Annotated in this window: 24 protein-coding genes and 2 pseudogenes; 1 reads left to right on the forward strand and 25 read right to left on the reverse strand. The window is 59.9% G+C overall.

Annotation, left to right across the window (positions count from 1 at the left end; genetic code table 11):
* The 25 genes and pseudogenes from KBY57_RS00005 to KBY57_RS00125 all read right to left on the reverse strand — a co-directional run.
* On the reverse strand, positions 1 to 250 hold a 250-nt coding region (locus tag KBY57_RS00005), incomplete at its 3' end, for a transposase family protein (RefSeq protein WP_254993858.1).
* A gap of 60 nt (positions 251 to 310) precedes the next feature.
* Positions 311 to 838, reverse strand: a complete 528-nt coding sequence (locus KBY57_RS00010; protein ID WP_254993859.1) for a hypothetical protein — start codon at positions 836 to 838, stop codon at positions 311 to 313.
* A 1,336-nt stretch (positions 839 to 2,174) separates the two neighbouring features.
* Positions 2,175 to 2,837, reverse strand: a complete 663-nt coding sequence (locus KBY57_RS00015) for a hypothetical protein (RefSeq protein ID WP_254993860.1) — start codon at positions 2,835 to 2,837, stop codon at positions 2,175 to 2,177.
* A gap of 2 nt (positions 2,838 to 2,839) precedes the next feature.
* Entirely contained in the window at positions 2,840 to 4,141 is a 1,302-nt protein-coding gene (locus KBY57_RS00020) for a flippase (RefSeq protein ID WP_254993861.1), read from the reverse strand.
* Between the two features lie 241 nt (positions 4,142 to 4,382).
* Complete coding sequence (locus KBY57_RS00025; protein ID WP_254993862.1) at positions 4,383 to 5,351, reverse strand: GDP-L-fucose synthase family protein; 969 nt, start codon at positions 5,349 to 5,351, stop codon at positions 4,383 to 4,385.
* On the reverse strand, positions 5,348 to 5,701 hold the full coding sequence (locus KBY57_RS00030) for a TA system VapC family ribonuclease toxin (RefSeq protein WP_315859760.1): 354 nt from the start codon (positions 5,699 to 5,701) through the stop codon (positions 5,348 to 5,350). The genes KBY57_RS00025 and KBY57_RS00030 overlap by 4 nt, the downstream gene beginning before the upstream one ends.
* A 13-nt stretch (positions 5,702 to 5,714) precedes the next feature.
* Complete coding sequence (locus KBY57_RS00035; protein ID WP_254993864.1) at positions 5,715 to 5,969, reverse strand: hypothetical protein; 255 nt, start codon at positions 5,967 to 5,969, stop codon at positions 5,715 to 5,717.
* A 108-nt stretch (positions 5,970 to 6,077) separates the two neighbouring features.
* Positions 6,078 to 6,857, reverse strand: a complete 780-nt coding sequence (locus KBY57_RS00040; RefSeq protein ID WP_315859765.1) for an ABC transporter ATP-binding protein — start codon at positions 6,855 to 6,857, stop codon at positions 6,078 to 6,080.
* A gap of 121 nt (positions 6,858 to 6,978) precedes the next feature.
* Positions 6,979 to 7,806, reverse strand: a pseudogene (locus tag KBY57_RS14340) (ABC transporter transmembrane domain-containing protein); the annotation flags it as partial.
* Positions 7,807 to 8,018: 212 nt separating this feature from the next.
* Positions 8,019 to 8,924 carry a DUF2887 domain-containing protein gene (locus KBY57_RS00050; protein WP_254993866.1) on the reverse strand — a complete coding sequence of 302 codons (906 nt, stop codon included), beginning with the start codon at positions 8,922 to 8,924 and terminating at the stop codon, positions 8,019 to 8,021.
* Between the two features lie 264 nt (positions 8,925 to 9,188).
* Positions 9,189 to 9,827, reverse strand: a complete 639-nt coding sequence (locus KBY57_RS00055; RefSeq protein WP_254993867.1) for a DUF4351 domain-containing protein — start codon at positions 9,825 to 9,827, stop codon at positions 9,189 to 9,191.
* Positions 9,805 to 10,086 (reverse strand): Rpn family recombination-promoting nuclease/putative transposase, encoded by a 282-nt coding sequence (locus tag KBY57_RS14235; RefSeq protein WP_254993868.1) that lies wholly within the window; start codon positions 10,084 to 10,086, stop codon positions 9,805 to 9,807. Before KBY57_RS14235 ends, KBY57_RS00055 begins: the two co-directional genes overlap by 23 nt.
* A 298-nt stretch (positions 10,087 to 10,384) precedes the next feature.
* Entirely contained in the window at positions 10,385 to 10,717 is a 333-nt protein-coding gene (locus tag KBY57_RS00065) for a DUF4351 domain-containing protein (protein ID WP_315859766.1), read from the reverse strand.
* Between the two features lie 153 nt (positions 10,718 to 10,870).
* Positions 10,871 to 11,339 (reverse strand): annotated as a pseudogene (locus KBY57_RS00070) (DUF2887 domain-containing protein); the annotation flags it as partial.
* Positions 11,340 to 11,417: 78 nt separating this feature from the next.
* Positions 11,418 to 11,657 (reverse strand): hypothetical protein, encoded by a 240-nt coding sequence (locus tag KBY57_RS00075; protein ID WP_094559799.1) that lies wholly within the window; start codon positions 11,655 to 11,657, stop codon positions 11,418 to 11,420.
* Positions 11,654 to 11,917, reverse strand: coding sequence for a DUF4258 domain-containing protein (locus tag KBY57_RS00080; RefSeq protein ID WP_094559798.1), 264 nt, complete (start codon positions 11,915 to 11,917; stop codon positions 11,654 to 11,656). Before KBY57_RS00080 ends, KBY57_RS00075 begins: the two co-directional genes overlap by 4 nt.
* 6 nt (positions 11,918 to 11,923) lie before the next feature.
* Positions 11,924 to 12,127 carry a type II toxin-antitoxin system HicB family antitoxin gene (locus KBY57_RS00085; RefSeq protein ID WP_094559797.1) on the reverse strand — a complete coding sequence of 68 codons (204 nt, stop codon included), beginning with the start codon at positions 12,125 to 12,127 and terminating at the stop codon, positions 11,924 to 11,926.
* Positions 12,128 to 12,355: 228 nt separating this feature from the next.
* Complete coding sequence (locus tag KBY57_RS00090; protein WP_094559796.1) at positions 12,356 to 12,973, reverse strand: Uma2 family endonuclease; 618 nt, start codon at positions 12,971 to 12,973, stop codon at positions 12,356 to 12,358.
* 215 nt (positions 12,974 to 13,188) lie between these two features.
* Complete coding sequence (locus tag KBY57_RS00095) at positions 13,189 to 14,070, reverse strand: DUF2887 domain-containing protein (protein ID WP_254994238.1); 882 nt, start codon at positions 14,068 to 14,070, stop codon at positions 13,189 to 13,191.
* A 58-nt stretch (positions 14,071 to 14,128) separates the two neighbouring features.
* Complete coding sequence (locus KBY57_RS00100) at positions 14,129 to 14,569, reverse strand: type II toxin-antitoxin system VapC family toxin (RefSeq protein WP_094559794.1); 441 nt, start codon at positions 14,567 to 14,569, stop codon at positions 14,129 to 14,131.
* Complete coding sequence (locus KBY57_RS14240; RefSeq protein ID WP_094559793.1) at positions 14,559 to 14,786, reverse strand: type II toxin-antitoxin system Phd/YefM family antitoxin; 228 nt, start codon at positions 14,784 to 14,786, stop codon at positions 14,559 to 14,561. The genes KBY57_RS00100 and KBY57_RS14240 overlap by 11 nt, the downstream gene beginning before the upstream one ends.
* Positions 14,787 to 14,842: 56 nt before the next feature.
* Positions 14,843 to 15,814: a GDP-L-fucose synthase family protein gene (locus tag KBY57_RS00110; protein WP_254993869.1), complete on the reverse strand. Its 972-nt coding sequence runs from the start codon at positions 15,812 to 15,814 to the stop codon at positions 14,843 to 14,845.
* The gene (gmd, locus tag KBY57_RS00115; protein WP_409996376.1) at positions 15,811 to 16,974 is read right to left on the reverse strand and encodes a GDP-mannose 4,6-dehydratase; all 1,164 of its coding nucleotides are present in this window, start codon (positions 16,972 to 16,974) and stop codon (positions 15,811 to 15,813) included. Before gmd ends, KBY57_RS00110 begins: the two co-directional genes overlap by 4 nt.
* A gap of 402 nt (positions 16,975 to 17,376) precedes the next feature.
* A complete protein-coding gene (locus KBY57_RS00120; RefSeq protein ID WP_254993871.1) occupies positions 17,377 to 17,841 on the reverse strand; it encodes a dual specificity protein phosphatase family protein in 465 nt (154 codons plus the stop codon).
* A gap of 10 nt (positions 17,842 to 17,851) precedes the next feature.
* On the reverse strand, positions 17,852 to 18,841 hold the full coding sequence (locus KBY57_RS00125; RefSeq protein ID WP_254993872.1) for an SLBB domain-containing protein: 990 nt from the start codon (positions 18,839 to 18,841) through the stop codon (positions 17,852 to 17,854).
* A 288-nt stretch (positions 18,842 to 19,129) separates the two neighbouring features.
* On the opposite strand from KBY57_RS00125, the gene KBY57_RS00130 reads away from it, so the two are divergent.
* Positions 19,130 to 21,598 carry a GumC family protein gene (locus tag KBY57_RS00130; RefSeq protein WP_254993873.1) on the forward strand — a complete coding sequence of 823 codons (2,469 nt, stop codon included), beginning with the start codon at positions 19,130 to 19,132 and terminating at the stop codon, positions 21,596 to 21,598.
* The last annotated feature ends 19 nt before the right edge of the window (positions 21,599 to 21,617 follow it).

The raw sequence follows: 21,617 nt of genomic DNA on the forward strand, positions 1-21,617 counted from the left end.
CGTCCGACGGCCAACGCTTGAAATCCAGGCCCAGCGCCTGGTTAAGCTCCTGCCGATGCCGTTTGGCAAACGCCTCGAGATCACGGGAGCTCCTGCTGCCACTCAGGATCCCGAGCACCGCCACCAGCAACAGGAACCACTGCGGGTAGCGCACCCCGCGGCGGTACCGCCCATCAGGGATGGCCTTGAGAAAGCTGATCAAGTCGCTGGAACCAAGCTGATCAGCCGCGGCGTCAGGGATTTGGGGCATGGAGGTAAGCCATTCCCGCCGACCAAAACCAATGCTGCCAGACCCCGCCAGCTTCCGTGGTCACACTTTTAGGCGGCCCTGATCCAGAAGGCTGGTCAGGGTTCGTGCCAGCGCCCCATAGGAATAGCGCAGTGCAGAATCAGCTAAGAACCGGCGACCGCGATCTGCATGCTCCACCGCTTGTTGATCTGTCACAGCAAGGCCTTTTGCGACACTCATCAAGTCAGCGTCTTCAATTTCTACAAAGCGATCTTCAAAGTGAAAAGGCACACAAGCTGCACAGCGCACTTCTGGGCGATTGGCAAAGGCACGGTTTGCTACGCACTCCACAAAGCGCCTAGGGCTTGGCTCAATCAGCAGGCCAGTCCATCCAAAATGCTTCTGAAGCTTGTAAGTATTTGACTGACTGACTCCGTCGTTTGCGCCCAACTCAACAAAATAACCTTTTCTTTCAGCATTAATGGCGGAGATCAGCTTTAGATCAAGTTGATTAAGGCCATAGCTTTCACCGTAGAGCAATTTTCTTGCCAATTTCTTTTTTAGTTTAGCGATCAAAGGCGGAAAAAAGTCGCCAGCGGATAAGTTCATAAAAAGAAGTCCTCAGCTTGAGTGGATTTGTAATATTAAACAAGCTTGATATGGCTATCACATTGATTGTATTTTATACTAACGCGCAGCTTTCAATATTTGGCATCTTATTTTATCGAACGCTTGAAGAAAAAGGTTAACAACAAGAAGGCGAAAGGCTCAACACTGAGGCTCTACTTTTCGTGACTACTCAACTATTTTTCTCACTGATTTAAGCTTTTGCATAGGCTAACTGCAGTGAGACACCAAAAAGAAGTTTATATTCCTAATAAGTTTAGGAAATGCTTGCAAAAAAGATGCATATCTTTTTGGGAAGCCTTCGCAAGATTCAAGCAAGAACTAGAGGGAATGGTGTTCATTAAAAAACAAAGTCTAGAGTGCACTAGATACTACTTAATTTGTTTTCGTTTAAAAGGCGGGAATAAGGTTTAAATGCTATTGACCTGTAAGTAATCTATCGTTTTTGATTGAGACAACGGCGGATACCATTTTTTCATTCTATGCCCAGACCAGTATAAGGGAGCCAGAGCATGACGGACTTTCCCATCAAAAAAATTTGACATCACGTAAGCAGACCAGGAAAAGCTGCTGGAAAGCACGAGATAATCAGAATTGAAAAGGAAACTAAGTGTAGCAACTGGAGATAAATCTGGAACCGAGAAATATACACTAGAGGATTCGGGGACAAATTTTTTTAATACAAAGACCAAATCAGAAGCATAATCAAAATCGTCACTAAAAATAAAAAAATGTCTGCAATTAAATAATTGGTGAATCCTTAGAAAGCTATCAACATAAAACGACATTGGCAGAATTGCGCGTGACTCTTTCGAAGGCCATAAAGAATAGTCAGACCTTCTGACATGTATGCTACATTTTGAAGATGCAAGCTCGACCAACTGCTTACTATAGTCAAGAGATATGAATGAATGGCGCAAGGAAATATTGAATGGAATTTTACTGGAATCAAAAAACCTTTCCGATTGGAAGTATGATCGATATATTAAATTAACCACTGGAAATCTGATCAATGGTTTCGTAACGCATTTAACTACTCCAACTTTTTTGTCCTCACAAAATCTGAAAAAAAAGGTTTTTGATAATAATGTGTAAACAGTGATGGCGCATGGTATTTTTCTGAGTAGATACCATGCTTTCCATAGAAATGTATTTGTATGGATGCAAATACAATGACTTGGAAGGCTAAAAATATCTTCAATCTCTGGATCTGATCCCCAAATTAAAACTAATGATTTTTTCTCAAGAAAGGAAATTGTGCCAAGCATTTGAAAGATCTGATTACCAGTTCTTCCACTGGTCACTAAAATGTAAACTTTCATTTAGCCGCCAAAAGTTTTCTGACTAGTCTTTTCACTTGATTAATCTTAGATCTTTTATTTTTGCCATGTTTTCTCCATTCTTCAGTAATCATGTCTTGCATTAGAGTGCTGATCTTGTCTGTTCTTGGCAAAATATAAATGACGTCATTCCAGACGTATAAAGCATATTTTGAGGGAATGATATTTAAAATATTAGCTAAGCTAGGCCAATTTAAGCTGATATGAGGATGAGGTGGCGGGGCCATAAAGAGACGTGCATCGTCTATAAGTATTGCATGGTTAAAAGTTTTATTTTTAAAAATTGAATTTAATTCTTCCAACAATGGACACTCATCATCCTCTCCATAAGTTTCACCGCCAGACCAATGAGCATCAAGCCAAAAGAAAGTATCTTGTGTTACGAGTCTTTTTTCATCAGACAACGCTTCTCTTGTATCGCCTTTAATTAATTGAATATTACTGATATGCCCTATTGAGCTCATTGCCTTAGCATGCATTGCCTCAGATGCTTCCACCGTAATGACTTTTTTAAACATATTAGACATTTGGGCTGCAGTACCACCTAAATAAGTTCCCTCTTCAAAAAAAATATCTATTTGAAGGATTTCATTGATTCTTGTCACAGAATCAATGGGTATTCCAAAATTGACAATGCCCATGACTATTTTGCAGGTAAAACAAATGAAGGGAACAAATTAGAAATTTGTAATAATCTAAGGCAGTTTTTTCGTGTTTTGTAATAGAATAAATCTAGCGCAAAGCATGTTACAAATAAAGATGCTACAGTGGCTATGGCGGCACCAACCCCTTCATACAGTGGAATGAGAACAATATTTAAAGCGATGTTAATGAATGTACCTATTAGCATAGTTTTAGAACCAAAAGCTAATATGTTATTATTCAACAAATATGATCCTCGCACAACTCCGTAATGGGCAAGCAGAAGCCGTAGGCTCATTATCACAAGAATAGGGATTGATTCAGAATATGCTTCTCCGTACAATATTCTTACAGAATATGAGGCAGTAATCGCGATCAATATTGCAATAAGAAAACCAATAGAAATTGATATATTGGCATATTTATAATACTCAGATAGAATTAAACTACTTTCTTCAGATGTAGCAGAAGAGTCGTTTTTTTTTGTAAATCTAGGATAGTAAGCTGTAGATAAAGAAATGCTTACAAAAGCTAATCCCTCAGGGATTTTCAAAGCAGCAGTATATATTCCTACAGAATTGTCACTAATCATGTTTGCGAGCATAACCTGATCAACTCTCGCTTGAACCATTAAAGTTAAACTAGAAAAAATAACTGGTGCTGATGCTTTAACTAGCCGTTGAGAATCAGCGAAAATATTATCAAATCCAATGCTTAATATATTTTTAAGCATTGGTTTTGTCGCAGCAACTAGTAGAGTGAAATTTATTAAAACTCCAACAAGAGATGCAATTGCGAGGCTAGTAAGGCCATTGTTTGTGGTTATGACAATTATCTTTAAGCCACAAGCTACCAATGTTGCTGTTAGAGATGAAATGAGTATAGGAAGATTGTTTTCTTTCGCCTCCCAAAAAGCCTCTAACGGCTGCGTTGAAGTGAATGGCAACTGCAAGCCTAGTATAAAGACAATCAATAATAAGAGTGAATTATTTGGCTGTACTAAATAAGCTATTCCCACAGCGACAAATAATGCAATTAGGCCAGAGAGCGAGCTTAAAATAATTGACAAAGAAATAATATGATTAGATTCCTTGCTTGTTGTTGTAAATTCTTTCAATAAGATCGGCTTTAACCCAAGCGAGCTAATTCCTTGAACTATACTAACTATCGATAAGGCTAAACTGAATAACCCAAATTGGCCTGGACCTAGGTATCGCGCAACCCAGGCTCCAATGAATACACTTGATATTATATCAACTATGTATCTTGTCGCCACAAATAAAAAGTTTTTGGCTGTTTTCATAAAGACTGATTATTCAAAGCAGATGGTTGCAGGTATTCGGCATAGCCTCTAAAATACTGACTAAACTTAAGAGAAGTTGTAATCACAAATCAGGATATTGGGCATGTCCAGTCATAGTTAGATGAGGTCCAAACAAGCATTCTTACATGAAATGCACCAATTAAACGCTTCTAAGAAAGTTGTGCTCAAAGTTTAACTTGTCACATGCTTCAAAACGCTAAAACCTGAACAGCATCAATTGTCAAAGTCTTACCGTCTTTTCCTTTATCTGTTTTCTGAACAATGCAACTGTGTCAGTTAAACCCTCTTTCAAAGCAATGCTTGCATGCCAACCAAGCAAAGCCAGGTGGCTCACGTCCAGCTGTTTCTTGGGGGTGCCATCGGGTTTGTTGCTATCCCATTCGATCGCGCCTTGGTAGCCCGTGGCGCTGGCCACCGCCTCCGCCAGCTCGCGGATGCTCAGGTCCATGCCCGTGCCCACATTCAGATAGGTGAGCTCACCTGGAGTCGGGATCCAGTGCTCCAGGGCAAACACGCAGGCCTCGCCGAGATCGTCCACATGCAGAAACTCGCGCAGCGGTGAACCGGTGCCCCAGCAGGTCACGCTCGGGGCATCCGCCTCGGAGGCCTCATAGAAGCGGCGGATCAGCGCCGGCAGCACGTGGCTGTTGGTGGGGTGGTAGTTATCGCCTGGCCCATAGAGGTTGGTGGGCATGAGGCTGATCGCATCAAAGCCGTGCTGCAGCCGCAGCGCTTGGCACAGCTTGATGCCGGCGATCTTGGCGATCGCATACCACTCATTCGTGGGCTCCAGCGCTCCGGTGAGCAGTGCTTCCTCGCGGATCGGCTGCTCGGCGAACTTCGGGTAGATGCAGCTGCTGCCCAGAAACAACAGCCGCACCCCCGAGCGCCAGGCCGTTTCGATCACATGGGTCTGGATCTTGAGGTTCTCCAGCAGAAAGTCCGCCGGGTAGCTGCTGTTGGCCTGGATGCCGCCCACCTTGGCGGCGGCGAGCACCACCACCGTGGGCTGGTGTTTGGCGAACCAGGCTTCCACCGCAGCGCCATCGAGCAGATCGAGCTCAGAGCGGCTGGCGGTGAGCAGTTGGTGGTAGCCGGCGCGCTCGAGGGCGCGGCAGATGGCGCTTCCTGCCATGCCGCGGTGGCCGGACACGAAGATCCGGTCGGCGGGGGTGATGAGGCAGGTCATGCGGGTTGGAGCCAATGCAGGCCCTGGAAACGCTCGAAATCCCGATCGAAACTCACCAGCCTCCATCCATTGGCCATCGCCAGGGCCGCCAGATAGGCATCGGTGCAGAGCCTGGTGGGCAGATCCTTACTGCGCAGCAGCTGGTGAAACACCTCAAAGCCATCGTGCTCCGGCCTCGCCATGCTCACCCCAGGCTGCCGGCAGAACGCCTGCAGCAACTCCGAAGCTTCTGTGGCGTTCATCGCGACTGCGCCCATCAGTTTCGGCTGGCACACCAGGCGCACCAGCCCAAGAGCCGTCACTGTGCAGAACAGCACCCGCTCGGCGGCCTGCTGCTCCCAATCGTGCACGGCCTTGCGGTGCTCACGCGTCGAGCAGATCGAAGAGTGCCGCATTGCTGAGGGGCCCTGCCTCACGAACGAAGGGAACCTCCAGCCGAGGCAGGCCTGCCGCCGATCGTTGCAGCGTGGTTTCGGACGGTGGAGTGTTCAAGCCTTTCTCCACATACCTCTGCAGCAGATGCTTGAGGGAGACGCGCTCGCTTGCCGTCAGGGGATTGGTGGGGTCGCCCAGCAGGGTTTCCACCTTCGCCGGTGTCGGCGCGGAGGCCGGCCACATCGATGCGGTCGGCGGGGGTGATCAGGGGGGGGGCACGGCACAGATCTCATTAAAGGATCAAGCTCGCATCGCGTCGGGCCAAAAGATGCTCTATTTATCACAGACTTATCAAATGCGAGATAAGTCGTTGGGTCTAAAAATCTTATCTACAGATCCTCGCTGCAATCCTATAATGCGGTCGCAGTCATCCAAAGTGCTGAGCCGGTGGGCGATCATCACAATCGTGAGCTCTTTGCTTAAAGCCTCAATCGCCTGCATCAGCGCTCGCTCAGTGCTGGTATCCAGCGCACTCGTGGCCTCATCGAACACCAGCACACACGCCTGCTTGTAGAGCGCCCGGGCGATGCCGATCCGCTGGCGCTGCCCGCCACTCAACCGAATGCCTCGCTCGCCCACAAAGCTCTGGTAGCCCTCCGGGCTGGCCTCAATGAAGCTGGCGATCTGGGCCTGCTCCGCCGCCTGCCGCACCCGTTCTAGATCGATCTGGCCTTTGGGCACGCCAAAGGCGATGTTCTCGGCGATCGAACTGTCGGCCAGGTAGATGCTCTGGGGAACATGGGCGATCGCTGCTCGCCAGGCCGCCAGCCGTTCGGGATGGCCCGGATCGTGCAGATCCGCCCCATCCACCAGGATCCGCCCCTGGCTGGGCGCCAGCAGACCCATCAACAGATCCACCGTGGTGCTCTTGCCGCTGCCGGTGCTGCCGATCAACCCAATCCGCTCGCCGCGGCGGATCTCCAGATCCAGCCCGCGCAGCACCTCCGGCTGCTCTGGGCCATAACGGAAATGCACCCCCTCCAGGCGGATGGCCTGGTTCAGGGGCAGCGGCGCGGCCACCGTCACCTGCGGTGGCAGGGGCTGGTTGAGCATGGCGAGCACCGCCGCCATGTTGGCGTTGGCGCCCTTCAAGGCCGCCCAGCAGCGGGATCACCGCAGCGCCGGCACCCTGCTGCAACACCAGCAGCCCGCCCAGCAGGGCAATCGCCACCAGGCCCAGGGCCTCCACCGCGTAGCGCGGGAACGCCCCAAGAAACTGGTTTTTGGCCTGCAGCTGCCGCTGCGGCCGGTCGGCCTGGCGGTAGATCTCCACATAGGTGCGCTGGTTGCCATCGAGCAGCACATCGCGGATCGCCCCCAGCCCCTCCTGCAGCGCCTTGATCTGCTGCTCCGCGGCTGCGGCGATCCGTTGGCTGTTGCGGCGCAGCTCCTTTCGCGCCGTGATCGCCAGCAGGCCATACACACTGCCAAACAGCGCCGCCGCTCCCAGCGCCACCGCCCAATCGATCAGCAGCAGGCCCGTGAGCAGTCCCAGCGCCACCACTGCCGCCGTGATCAATTGCAGCAGTGCGGTGAGCGCCACCACCGTGCGGCCGATCTGGGTGGTGGTGCCCGTGATCACCGCCGCGCTGTTGCGCTGCACATGCACGCCATAGGGCTGATACAGCGTGCGCCGGTAGGCCTCACAGCTCAGATCCGAACCCACCGACGCCGCCAGGCGGCCATTCAGCCACAGGTTCGCCAGCCGGATCAGCGCCGCCAGCACCGCCGCCGCCGCAAACGCCAGCGTGGCCGGCAGCAGCAGATCGCTCGCCGACGTGAAGCCCAGCCGCGGCGCCAGCGACTGGGTCAACGGCTGCTGCCACAGCCGCTCCGGATCACTGAGCACCGCCAGAAACGGCAGCACAGCCCCGAGCGACACGAGCTCGGCCAGGCCACTGGCCAGCATCACCAGCAGCAACACACACAGTTGCAGGCGGCGGCGGCGGCTGAGGTGGCCCCAGATGCCGCGCAGCAGGGTGCGGGTGGATTGGGGTTGTTGATCCGTTGCCATCGTCATCGTTCAGCCCTCCCCCACGGACGACACCTGCAGCCCCGCCGCAGCCGCTGGCTTCTCGCGTCGCGCATTGCAGCAGATGGTGGTGACGGGGGTGAATGGTGGCATGGAGGTCGCGCGGGGATCGGGTGCTTGCCGGCGGCTCAGGGGGACGGCAACAAAAAGCCCCGCTGCCAGGGCAGCGGGGCTGGGGCTGGTGGCCTTGTGGTGTGGCGTCAGGCCGGGGGCGCGGCGTTGGCGGCCCGCCAGGCGGCCAGGTCGGCCGGGCCCTGGAAGTCGAGCAGGGCGTCAGCCAGGGCCTCGAGTTGCTCCAGGGGCAGCGCCTGGATCTGGGCAGTGGTGGCTTCTGAGAGGGGGCCGCAGCGGCGGTTGAGTTGGCGGAGGGTCATGGCTGCAGCCTCATCGCGCCGCCCTTCTTCCAGGCCTTCCTGCCGGCCAGCTGCAAGCCAGTCTTGAGCTGCCCGGGTGTGGCGCAGCTCCTCCATGGGAATGCCAGCAATCACCATGATCTCCTCGTTTGTGAGATGGGGAAGCCTTTGCATCAGCATAGGCAGCACAACCTGGTCCAGATCAGGCCGACTGGCCAGAATCTGCTGACTGTTTGCCGCCAGTTCGCTTTCGGGCCGGATCGGCAGGGTAAGCAGGTTGAGCAAGGGATCCAGCTGGCTCCTGCGGCTTAGCACTTCCAGGTTGATCCAAGCCACCTGCTGCAGAAACAGCTGCAAGGCTTGGCTTGGGCCGAGGTTGAGGCGGTTGTGGGGAGTGATCACCACCACGCTCCAGTGCTCCACCTGCGAGTGCTGCTGCAGAAAGCGGTAGGTCTGCGCCGCCAGGCGGTGGTGGAAGCCGGGATCGGGGTGCATCTGCACTTCCAGCAGCACCACCGGAAACTCTGCACTGCCGGTTTCAGAGCAGCCGGTGCTCTCCCTGGGCCAGAGGACGCCATCGAGGCGATGGCTCAGCTCTTTGAGTTCGAGGGCCGCAAAGCGGTAGAGCCGATCGCCGGGTGCTGCGGGATCGAGGCCAAGATCAGCCGCCGGGGAGCCTGAGCCGGAGAGGAGTGCGCGGATCAGGTCGGGGGCGCTCTGGAAGACGCGGTAATACCAGCGGTCGGTATTCAAGGTTGCGAGCGCTGGCTGGCGAAAAGTTAGCCGCGGCTTGGGGGTGGGGCTGCAGCCCGTGAGGGGCTTGTTGCGTGTGGAGCCTCGTTGGCGGGTGGCGGCTGAGCAGTTCGTTCGGGCTGGGGCTCCTTGCGGCTCAGGGGGAAGCCCACGCGGTGGTTGTGCTGCTGAAGGCCAGAAGCCCACGCTCATCAGAGCTCTGCAGGATTCTGTACAGGCTGTACAGAATCCTGGAGGGTGCCGCTCACCTGATCTCCGGTGGCGTCAGGCGTTGGCGGCCAGCCAGGTGGCCAGGTCGGTCGGGCCGTGGAAGTCGAGCAGGGCGTCGGCCAGGGCCTCGAGTTGCTCCAGGGGCAGCGCCTGGATCTGGGTGGTGGTGGCGGCCGTGAGGGGGCCGCAGCGGCGGTTGAGTTGGCGCAGGGTCACTTTGGCTTCACCGAGGGCTTCGCCTTCTTGGCGGCCTTTGGCTTCACCTTCTGCCAGCCAGTCCTGCACCGCCCTGGTGTGACGGATTTCTTCTCGGGGGATACCGGCAATCACCATGATCTGCTCCTCGCTCAGCTGGGGAAACCGTTGCACCAGCATAGGCAGCACAACCGTGTCTAGATCAGGCCGACTGGCCAGGATCTGCTGACTGGTGGCTGCCAGATCGCTTTCAGGCCGCACCGGCAGGGTGAGCAGATTCAGAAGCGGATCGAGCTGGGGCCGGCAGCTGAGCTCCTCCAGGTTGAGCCACATCACCTGTTGCTCCAGGAACAATTGCAGCGCCTGGCTTGGGCCGAGGTTAAGGCGGCTATGGGGCGTGATCACCAGCACGGCCCAGTGCTCCACCCGGGGGTGCTGCTGCAGAAAGCGGTAGGTCTGCGCCGCCAGGCGATGGTTAAAGCCTAGATCGGGGTGCATTTGCACCTCCAGCAGCACTACCGGGAAACTCGGGGCTGCCGGTTTCGGCGCAGCCAGTGCTTTGGCGCGGCCACAAAACCCCATCGAGGCGGTGGCTCAGCTCTTTGATTTCAAGAGCTTCAAAACGGTAGAGCCGATCGCCAGGAGCACCTGGGTCGAGGCCCAGCGCGGTGACCGTGGCATCCGAACCAGGCAGGAGGGCACGGATCAGGTCGGGGGCGCTCTGGAAGACCCGGTAGTACCAGCGGTCGGTATTCACTGTCTGCGGGCGCTCGTTGGCGAAAGGTAGCCGCAGGTTGGAGGAGGGGCTGCAGCCCGTGAGAGGGCTGGTGGGTTTGGGGCCTCGTAAGCGGCAGGAGGCTGAGTGGTTTGTTCGGGCTGGGGTGCCTAGTGGCTCAGGGGGAAGCCTCGTCTGATCAGCCAGCCGCCCGTTCAGCAAAAGGTTCTGCAGCCGGATCGGCGCCGCCAGCGCCGCCGCCCCGCAGGTTGCAAAAACCGTGGCGTGAGCGATTCGGTACAGGCTGTACAGAATCCTGAACAGCTGATCAAGTCACCCTTCAGCGGTTGGCGGCCAGCCAGGCCGATAGGTCGGCTGGCCCCTGGAAGTCGAGCAGGGCGTCGGCCAATGATTCCAGCTGCTCCAGCGGCAGCGCCTGGATCTGGGCGGTGGTGGCTTCTGAGAGGGGGCCGCAGCGGCGCTTGAGGAGGCGGAGGGTCATTTTGGCGGCTTCACTGGCCTTTCCCTCCTGCAGGCCCTCCTGGCGGCCCTCCTGGCGGCCCTCGGCCAGCCAGTCCTGCGCCGCCCTGGTGTGGCGCAGCTCTTCCATGGGAATGCCCGCGATCACCATGATCTCCTCGTTACTGAGTTGGGGAAGCCGTTGCATCAGCATAGCCAGCACAACCTTGTCAAGATCAGGCCGGCTGGCAAGGATCTCCCTGCTGCTGTTCGGCAGCTCGCTTTCTGGGCGGATTGGCAGCGTGAGCTGGTTCAGGAAAACCTGAAGGGCCTGGGTGGGGCCGAGCTTGAGACGGTTGTGCGGCGTGATCACCAGCACGGCCCAGTGCTCCACCCGGGGGGGGTGCTGCAGAAAGCGGTAGGTCTGCGCCGCCAGGCGGTGGTTAAAGCCTGGATCGGGGTGCATTTGCACCTCCAGCAGCACTACTGGGCCAAAGCACGCCGTCGAGGCGGTGGCTCAGCTCCTTGAGTTCGAGGGCTTCAAATCGGTAGAGGCTGTCGCCGGGAGCTGAGGGATCGAGGCTCAGCGTGTTGGCGGCGCCGGCCGAGCCCGGCAGCAGCGCGCGGATCAGGTCGGGGGCGCTCTGGAAGACGCGGTAGTACCAGCGGTCGGTATTCAAGGTTGCGAGCGCTGGCTGGCGAAAAGTTAGCCGCGGCTTGGGGGTGGGGCTGCAGCCCGTGAGGGGGCTTGTTGCGTGTGGAGCCTCGTTGGCGGGTGGCGGCTGAGCAGTTCGTTCGGGCTGGGATCCTGGCGGCTCAAGGGGAAGCCCCTCCAAGAGGCTTACGGATTGAGGAGCTGGGGCCTCAGGCGTTGGCGGCTAGCCAGGTGGCCAGGTCGGCTGGGCCCGGGATGGTCAGTGGCCAAGGCCCACAGGAAGTTGCTGCTTGATCGGTTCTGCCAGCAGGCGGCCCAGGGCTCCTGGATCGATGATGTCGAGGCAGAGCAAGGTAGGACCGATGAATTCCATGGTGTAACCGTCTCCCTCCACCACCAGATCGGGGATGCCCTGGAGGGTTGGATGGCGAAACAGGATCGCGCCGGTGTCTGCATCCACCGACTGGCGCATGCTCCGCAGCTGATCCGGCAGGGTCAACGGTTCAGAAACAGCCATCGGCCTCCGGCCCGGCGGGCCTCCACGGTGCGTTGATCGGTTGGATACACCGTAATCACCCTGGCGTCATCCGGAGTGAGCACGGCCACCCAGGGACGATCCAGAAATTCGAACACCCGTGCCCGGCTGCCGCCCCGGTTGAGATCGAGAAAGGTCTCACCGCTTGCAAGGGCGTCTTGCACAAGCTCGGGGTTGACGCCATAGAGCGCGCATTTATCGAGGGCGTGTTGGCTGAACTGCATGGGAGATCAGCCAGTCGGCATCCTTCCAAGAATTTGGTTGCAGGCTGTCTTCCCTGTTGCCTCCAGGGTTAACTCGATCACCTCACGCACACGCTCCATCAGCTCGTCGAGGGATCGTGCCTGGGTGTGGCAGCCCGGCAGGCTCGGCAGCGTGGCCACGAAAAAACCTTCGGCGTCGCGCTCCACCACCACATTGAATTGACGCGTCATGACCCGTGCTGGCGATGGTTTCAGGTTAGGGCTGCAGGCCGTGCAGGGGCTGGCGCGGGTGGAGCCTCGTTGGCGGCAGCAGGCCGAGCGTTTCGTTCGGGCTGGGGCTCCTGGCGGCTCGGGGGGAAGCACCTCCAAGAAGCCCTATGACGGCATCAGAGCAACGAGTTCAGCATCCTGGATGTCGCGGATCAGCCGATAATCGTCTATCAGATCTGATCGATCCCTTCAGGCCGCCCAGATCTCAGCCAGTTGCAGCGTCAAGCCGGGGAATTCGGGGGAAGCGGTGAGAACCGCTGGATGTTCAAGGCGCTGCGGATCACGAGCCGGATGCCACACCTCAACCGAGCGCTCCTCAGGCAGAAACAGCCAGCCGAGGCGGGCACCGTTGCGCTGATAGGCCGCCATCTTCTGGCGCAACGCGTGCACACCTCGTGGCCCCTGATCGCTGGGGCTGGCCAGTTCCACCACCAGGTCTGGGCAGAGGGGGGCGAAGCGTCGACGCTCATCGGCGCTGAGGGCCCGCCAGCGATCCAGGCGAACCAACGAGGCATCGGGGCTCACCACCGAACCGTCGGGCAGCCGAAATCCGCCTGAGCTCTCAAACACTTTCCAGTCGCCGCTTGCTTTGGCGTACTGCTGGAGCTGAAACAGCAACTCACTGTTGCGTCCGCTGGTTTCACTGCCCGTGGGCGTCATCGCAATGACACGACCATCCGCGGCCAACTCAAGCACCGCCTCACGGTTCTCAGCGCAGACAAGCTCGAATTGCTCAGGCGTGAGACGCAGCCCTGAAGGAAACTTCAGCGGCAGCACATCCGGAGTCGCGCTGGGGGTGAGCGTCATCGTTGATGGCCTACACCTCCCCTACGCTAGCTGGAAAGCGCGCCGCGCAACGTCGGCAGCGGTGCAACCAGCGCTGTCGCGGGTTCTGAACAGGGTTGCGGGTTCTGTACAGGCTGTACGGAATCCTGGAGGGTGGTGATAGGCGATTGGGGCTGCAGATTGGAGCTGAAGCTTCGGGCCCTTGCGATCAGCGTCAGGCCCCGCGATCGGCCGATTCAGCTGTTGGCGGTCAGCCTGGTGGCCAGGTTTGCCGGGCCCTGGAAATCGAGCAGGGCATCAGCAAGGGCTTCTAGCTGATCGAGCTGCAGGGCCTGGATCTGACCGGTGGTGGTTTCGCTCAAGGGTCCGCAGCGGCGGTTTAGTTGACGAAGGGTCATCGCTGCGGCCTCATCTTGGCAGCCCTCCTGGCGGCCCTCTGCCAGCCACTCCTGAGCAGCGCGGGTGTGGCGCAATTCTTCGTGGGGGATACCAGCAATCACCATGATTTCCTCCCTGCTGAGCTCTGGATACCGCTGCATCAGCATAAGCAGCACGACCTGCTCGAGATCAGGGCGGCTGGCCAGAATCTGCTGACTGCTGGCCGCCAGTTCACTTTCGGGCCGGATCGGCAGGGTGAGCAAGTTGAGCAGGGGATCCAGCGGAATCCTGCGGCTCAGCTCTTCGAGGTTGATCCACGCCACCTGGCGCAGGAACAGCTGCAGCGCCTGGGTGGGGCCCAGGCTGAGCCGGCTGTGGGGCGTGATCACCACCACCGCCCAGTGCTCCACCTGGGGGTGTTGCTGCAGAAAGCGGTAGGTCTGTGCCGCCAGGCGGTGGTGGAAGCCAGGATCTGGGTGCATCTGCACCTCCAGGAGCACCACCGGAAACGCGGGGCTGCCGGTTTCCCCGCAGCCGGTGCTCTCCCTGGGCCAAAGCACGCCATCGAGGCGATGGCTCAGCTCTTTGATTTCAGGGGCTTCATAGCGATAAAGGCGGTCACCGGGTGCTGATGGGTCGAGGCTCAGAGCTTCTGAGGTGGGCTCCGCACCGGGCAGGAGTGCACGGATCAGGTCCGGGGCGCTCTGAAAGACGCGGTAGTACCAGCGATCAGTGTTCAGAGGATGCGAGCGCTGGCTGGCGGCAAGGTGAGTTTCTTCGGGGTTCGTTTATGGGGGATTAAAAGCGCGCCACTTGAAAGCCCATGCTCGCGGCAGCGTCGGCCATCACCTTATCGGCCGTGGCCAGAACAGACACACCCTGATCGGCAGCCACTGTGAGATGAAGCGCATCAAGAGTGCGCAGCGGATGATCTGGATAACGCGCGATCAAGTTCGTTGCTTCGGCAAAACGCGCATCACTCACCGAGGCCTGCAGCAGCCAGCCACGATCGATGTCGCTGAGGAGTGCTGCAAACAGCAACGACTCCAGCTCAACCGAAAGATCGCCCATGCGGCGCCGGCGGCTCAGCAACGAGCGCATCTCCGTGACCGTGAGGGTGCTGATCACGGCCGACCCGAGTCCCTGCAGAAACTCAACAAACGACTCAGACCCAACTTCGTTGAGGTACCACTTCGCCAGCGCGCTGGTGTCGAGATAGGCGCGTTGCTCAACGCTCATCGCGCTCAGCGCGGATCAGATCAGCGGCGCTGGATCGAAGCAGCGGCATCCGCTCGCGCAGCTCGGCATGGTCGGGACGCCGGCGTTGCGGAACCATCGGCAGCACCCGTGCGATTGGCTCTCCTCGCCGGCTGATCAGCAACTCACCCTCTGCAGCAACCAGCTCCGCTAGCTGTCCGAGGCTGGCTCGCATCTCTCGGATGTTGAGCTCCTTCACGCCTGCACCTCCATGTGCTGCAATTTTAGCGCCTGCAGCACATGCATCACCTGTCGTTAAAGCCGCACCAGCTGCTGCGCCAGCTCCTCGCGAAACAGCGCCACCGTGCTCGCCAGGCCTTCCGCCAGTGGGATCCGGGCCCGCCAGCCCAATGCCGCCAGCCGGCTCACATCCAGCTGCTTCTTCGGGGTGCCATCGGGCTTGCTGCTGTTCCATTCGATTGCGCCTTGGTAGCCCGTGGCGGTGGCCACCGTCTCCGCCAGCTCGCGGATGCTCAGGTCCACGCCGGTGCCCACGTTCAGGAACTGCTGGTCCTCAGGCCCCGGCTGCCAGCGCTCCAGAGCGAACACGCAGGCTTCCCCCAGATCGTCCACATGCAGGAATTCCCGCAGCGGCGTGCCCGTGCCCCAGCAGGTCACGCTCGGGGCGTTGACCTCGGCGGCCTCATGGAAGCGGCGGATCAAAGCCGGCAGCACGTGGCTGTTGGTGGGGTGGTAGTTGTCGCCCGGGCCATACAGGTTGGTGGGCATCAGGCTGATCGCATCGAAGCCGTGCTGGCGGCGTAGCGCCTCGCACAACTTGATGCCGGTGATCTTGGCGATGGCATACCACTCATTCGTGGGCTCCAGCGCTCCGGTGAGCAGCGCTTCCTCGCGGATCGGTTGCTCAGCGAACTTCGGGTAGATGCAGCTGCTGCCCAGAAACAAAAGCCGCCGCACCCCCGAGCGCCAGGCCGTTTCGATCACATGAGTCTGGATCTTGAGGTTCTCCAGCAGAAAGTCGGCCGGGTAGCTGCTGTTGGCCTGAATGCCGCCCACTTTTGCGGCGGCGAGCACCACCACTGTGGGTTGGTGTTTCGCGAACCAGGCTTCCACGGCGGGGCCATCGAGCAGGTTGAGCTCAGAGCGGCTGGCGGTGAGCAGCTGTTGGTAGCCGGCGCGCTCGAGAGCGCGGCAGATGGCACTGCCGGCCATGCCGCGGTGGCCGGCCACGAAGATGCGGTCAGCGGGGGTGATCAGGGAGCTCACGCAGCCCCTCCAGCCGCCTTGATGGATTCCGGGTTCGTCGGCGGATTTTCCATCGAGCCCACCACCTGGAAGCCCTTGCGTTTGAGGTAGGCCTCTTTTTTCGCGTCTTCCTGGTCTGCGGCCACCATCTCTGCCACCAGTTCTTCCAGAGTGGTGGTGGGCGTCCAGCCCAGCTTGTCGCGGGCCTTGGTGGGATCGCCCAGCAGGGTTTCCACTTCCGCTGGGCGGAAATAACGCGGGTCGATGCGCACCACCATGGCGCCGGTGTCGGCGCGGGTTCCGGTTTCCTGGAGGCCTTCGCCCTGCCACTGGATGCCGCCCCAGCCCAGCTCGGCTGCGGCCAGCTCAATGAAGCGCCGCACTGATTCCTGCCGGCCCGTGGCGATCACAAAGTCTTCCGGGATGCCGGGCTGCTGCAACATCCGCCATTGCATCTCCACGTAATCGCGCGCGTGGCCCCAGTCGCGCAGCGAATCGAGGTTGCCCATGAACAGGCACTCCTCCAATCCCTCGTTGATGCGGGCCAGGCCGCGGGTGATCTTGCGGGTCACAAAGGTTTCACCGCGCCGCGGTGATTCGTGGTTGAACAGGATGCCATTGCAGGCATACATGCCGTAGGCCTCGCGGTAGTTCACCGTGATCCAGTAGGCGTAGAGCTTGGCCACGCCATAGGGGCTGCGCGGATAGAAGGGCGTGGTTTCCTTCTGGGGGATCTCCTGCACCAGGCCATAGAGCTCGGAGGTGCTGGCTTGATAGATGCGGGTTTTGTGGGTGAGCCCGAGCATGCGCACCGCTTCGAGAATGCGCAGGGTGCCGAGGGCATCGCTGTTGGCGGTGTATTCAGGTGCCTCAAAGCTCACGGCCACATGGCTCTGGGCGCCCAGGTTGTAGATCTCGTCGGGCTGCACCTGCTGAATGATGCGGATCAGGTTGGTGCTGTCTGTTAAATCGCCGTAGTGGAGCACCAGGCGAGGGTCGCTCTCGTGGGGGTCTTGGTAGAGGTGATCGATGCGGGTGGTGTTGAAGCTGCTGGCGCGGCGCTTGATGCCATGCACCACGTAGCCCTTCCCCAGCAGCAGTTCGGCCAGATAGCTGCCGTCTTGCCCTGTGATGCCGGTGATCAGGGCGGTTTTGGCGGGGGTGGGGGGCATCGACGGCATTGCAAGCATTCAGCAAAGAGAGGTGTGTTAAGCCCTGCTGTGTTCTGTACATCTGCACCACAAACCGCAGAGCCACTGCTTGAGGTGGCGGGGCTCTCCACCTGGACGAGATTGGATGCGCGAGCGGGAAAGCAGCTTCCTCAGCATTGGTCCTACAAAAAACAGGATTTACGGGCAGACGGCTCGCAGGCAGGCCTGCGCGTGCCGGCCAGCAGACACACCAATCCCGTGAAGGGTGCAGCCCGGGCGCGAGCAGGAGCTCCAGCAGCCACAAAGCAGACCTCTCGCATCATTTCCGCAGCAGCGTCATGCAGCTGCAGCGCATCGCAGCTGCGCATATCGAAATGCGCAGACGCAGCAAACCATTCAGAAACTGCAGTTTTTTGGGCAAAGCCATCCGCTTCAGCCCGGCAGTTGCTGCAGCAAGGCCAGCTGTTGCGGGAGGGGATTGGTGCCCGGATGGGTCTGCATCAGGTAGTCGAGGGCCCGCTGGGGGCTGAGGCGATGGCGGGTCACCAGCCAGGCCATGCACACCAGCGGCGAGCGTTCCATCGCCGCCACGCAGTGCACAAACACCGGGCCGCGCACGCGCAGCTCGGCCAGCACGGCTAATGCCTGCTCCAGCTCCGCCAGCTTCATCGCCCGGCCGGTGCGATGGTCGGGCAACACCAAGCGGCCGCAGGCAAAGCGTTGCTGCAGGCCCGGGGGTGGGGGCGCCTCCTGCTCGCTGCAGAGGCTCAGCACCGCCGCCACCCCCTCCTGGTGCAGCCGATCGAGATGGCGCTCGGCCACAGGGGCCGGCCCCACCGCCAATTCACGGGCCAGCAGCCAACTCAGGCGAAACCGCGAACGCGGAGCTGGTGGCACAGAGGCCACCTCAGTTGCGGTTCACGATGTCGATCAGGGCCAGGATGCTGGCCAGGCCGGTGAGCGGCGTGGTTACGGCGTTGATCGTGTCGGTGGCCACGGCCATGCCACTGCGGTTCACGATCACCGTGTCGCCGTCGCGCAGGGGCGGGTTCTGGGCATTGGAGGCGCCCTGGGCCAGGTTGAGCCGGAAACGCTGACGCGCCGCCGTGCCGTTGCGATTGATGCGGATCAACTCCACATTGCTGTCGCTGGCCCGGCCAGCCCTGGGCCCGCCCGCCGCCAGCACCGCCTGCACCAGCGGCAGGCTGGCGGGCACCTGGATGCGCCCGGGGCTCACCACCTCGCCCACCACATTCACCTGAATCTGCTGGGGTGAGAGGTTGGCGGCCGCCACTTCCACCGCTTCCTCCACCGGCTGCTCAGCTTTGCCAATCCGAATCGTGTCGCCATCAAACAGGAAGGGGTTCTGCTGCTGATCGCCCTCGCGGATCAGCGCCAGCAGATCCAGCCGCGCCCGCTTGTAGAGCGGCGCATCCCCCGGCAGACGCCGCTGCAGCTGCACCTGGCGCAGGTTGGCGTTGAGGGTGATGCCGCCAGCCTTCTGAATCGCATCCACCACCGTGGGCAGGCCGCTGAGGGTGAGAGCAGGGCCGCCCTCGGTTTGGGCGGTTTCACTGGTGGTGAGCGAGTAGATGCCAGGCCGCTCCACCTCGCCCACCAGCGCCACCCGGATCGGCCGGGGCCGCACCACCCGCAACAGCAACTCGGGCCGCTGCAGCTGGCGCGCCATCAGGGTGGAAAACCACTGCTGGGCTTGGCTCAGCGTGAGCCCCACCACCCGCACATTGCCGATCAACGGCAGCGACACGCTGCCGTCGTTGAGCACATCGAGGTTGCCCGACAGCTCGGGGGCATCAAAGATCTGCAAGCCGAGCACATCCCCTGGGCCGAGGATGTAGGCGTCGTCGGCTAAAGCCTGCACAGCTCCCGACGGCACTTTTTCAGCTTGGGCTGCCCCAGCAGCTGGCTGGGGCTGCGCCATGGCAGCAAGCCCCGGAATCTGGGCCAACGCCAGCGCCGAGAGGAGCGGGGCCGCCAGCAAGCCACGCACGGGCGATGACAACGGCGGGAGCAGCATGCACTCACTTCAAGCAAAATTCGTCTAATCGGAGCAGGCCACGCTCTTGCTCAACTGGTCAATCGGTGCATAGCGCTATGCGCGCCCTAGGCATGCCGCCCCCAGGCCGGCGGCACCGCTTAAACAGGAGCCGTTGACTGGAGCTGAGTGTCCAATCTCATCTCTCGGCCAGGCTTTTCGCCGGGCGCGCCCCTGGCGGAGCCCACCCAATGGGTGCAGGTGCGCGAGTTGCCAGATGGGCCTGCGGTAGCGGCCTCCGGCGGCAGTGGTGGCGGTGGCGATGATGAGATCGACCTGCGCGAGCTCTGGCGCGCCCTCCGCCGCCGCCGCAAGTGGGTGGCGGTTACGGCTGCCGGGGTAGTGGGCCTCACCCTGCTGGTAACCGCTTACCAGCGCCTGTTTCGGCCGGTCTACGAGGGCAGCTTCTCGCTGCTGATCAGCGACCCGATCAACAGCGAGGGCCGCAGCTCAGCCAACGCCGCCCTCCAAGGCGGCGTGTTTGAAGAGCTCGCCCGCAACACCACCCAGGCCGACCTGCCCACCCTGATCGAGGTGTTGCGCAGCCCGGCCCTGCTGCAGCCGATCACCCAGCGCTACAACCTCACCGCCGCCCAACTGGCCGACCGCATCGCCATTGCCCCCGGTGGCGAGCGCAACAAGCAGGCCGAAGGGGTGTTGCACGTGACCGTGACCGGCCGCGACCCGGTGGACGACGAACGCCTGCTGGGGGATCTTTCGGTCGCCTACCTGCAGGCGGCCCTCACCCAGCGGCAGCAGCGGCTGGCCGATGGCATCAACTTCCTCGACCGCCAGGCCCCTCAATTGCAGCAGCGCAGTGCCGAGCTGCAGCAGCAGCTGGCCGCGTTTCGCGAACGCCACAACCTGCTGCAACCCAGTGAGGAGGGCACCGCCCTGCGCGGCAAGGTGGTGGAACAGGGCGATGCCGTGCGGGCCTTGAACGCCGAGCGCAGCCGGCTGCAGGCCGTTCGCCAATCGATTGCCAATGGCACGATCACGGCCACCGGCTTTCAGGAAGCGATCGGCACCGGCCCCAGTACCGCTGGGGGCGGTCAAAACCAGGGCCTGAGCGTGGCCGATGCCAACCAGGGGCTGCTGGAGCAGCTCACCAAGCTCGACCAGCAGCTGGCCGATGCCCGCGCCCGCTTCACAGCTGATTCCTCGATCGTGCAGGGGCTGGAGGCGCGCCGCCGCCAGCTGTTGCCGCTGCTACGCCGCAACCAACTCGAGGCCGTGGATTCGGCCCTCGGCCTCAACGCTGCCCGCCTAGCGACGGCTCGCCAGCAGGAACAGCAGCTCAATGCCGACTTCCGCCAGCAACCCCAGCTGATCCGCCAATACGATCAGTTGCAGCAAAGCCTGCTGATCGCCAACGACAACCTGGCCAGCTTCCTCAAAACCCGCGAAACCTTTCAGCTCGAGCTGGCCCAGCGCAGCTTGCCCTGGCGGGTTATCTCTCCGCCCACCATCAACCCCAATCCGGTGAGCCCCTCGGTGCCGCGCAACCTGGCGCTCGGTACCCTGCTGGGGCTCGTGGCTGGGGCCGGGGCCGGCCTGCTGCGCGATCGGCTCGATCACGTGTTCCACAGTCCGGCCGAGCTACGCGAGGAGCTGCAGCAGCCCCTGCTCGGCCACATCCCCCACGTGCCCTTTTTTGCGGGGGTGCGGGAGCAGAAGCGCTTCCTGCTCGAAGAGCTTGACCGGGGCATCGCCGGTGCAACGGGCGCCGAATCAGCGGACCCCGCCGATGAAGCGGCTGAACTGCTGAAGCTGAGCGGCTACCAACGCTTTTTTTATCAGGAGGCCTTCCGCAACCTGTTCACCAGCTTGCGCTTCCTCAACAGCGACAAGCCCTTGCGCTCGGTGGCCCTCACCAGTTCGATCCCCGCCGAGGGCAAGAGCCTGGTGAATGTGTTGCTGGCCAAAACCCTGGCTGAGATGGGCCAGCGGGTGTTGCTGGTGGATGCCGTTATGCGCAAGCCCCAGTTGCACCACCGGCTTGGCCTCAACAACCTGGTGGGCCTCTCCAACCTGCTCACCGAAGACGATCTGCACTGGCGCGATGTGGTGCAGACCATGCCCAACTACGACGGCTGGACCGTGCTCACGGCGGGCCGCCGGCCGCCCGATCCGGCCCGGCTGCTCAGCTCGCCACGCATGCACCAGCTGGTGGCCGAGTTGGCTGCCAGCCAGGCATTTGACCTGATCCTTTACGACACTCCGCCCGTGCTCGGCCTGGCCGATGCCGCCCTGCTCGCCGAGCAACTCGATGGCCTGATGCTGCTGGTGAGCCTCGAACGGGTCGACCGCGGCCTGCCCCGCGAAGCCGTGGCCCGGATCCGCAGCTCCGGAGCTCCCCTGCTGGGATTGGTGACCAACGCCATCAAGCAGGACAGCCATGGCGCCCCGGCCTATGGCTATGGCTATGGCTACGGCCAATACGGCTACGGCGCCTACAACGCCGGCAACGCCTATGCCTACTACGCCACCAGCGAGCCCACCCCGTCGCCAGCGGCCGCCAGCGGCCCAACGCCATCGGGCCCCTTTGCTCGCGCCCAGGGCCAGTGGCGCCGCTTTGTGCGGTGGGTTGATCGCTGAATGCCAAGGCGTGGCTGGC

Source organism: Cyanobium sp. Aljojuca 7D2, assembly GCF_024346415.1.
Lineage (GTDB): Bacteria > Cyanobacteriota > Cyanobacteriia > PCC-6307 > Cyanobiaceae > Cyanobium_A.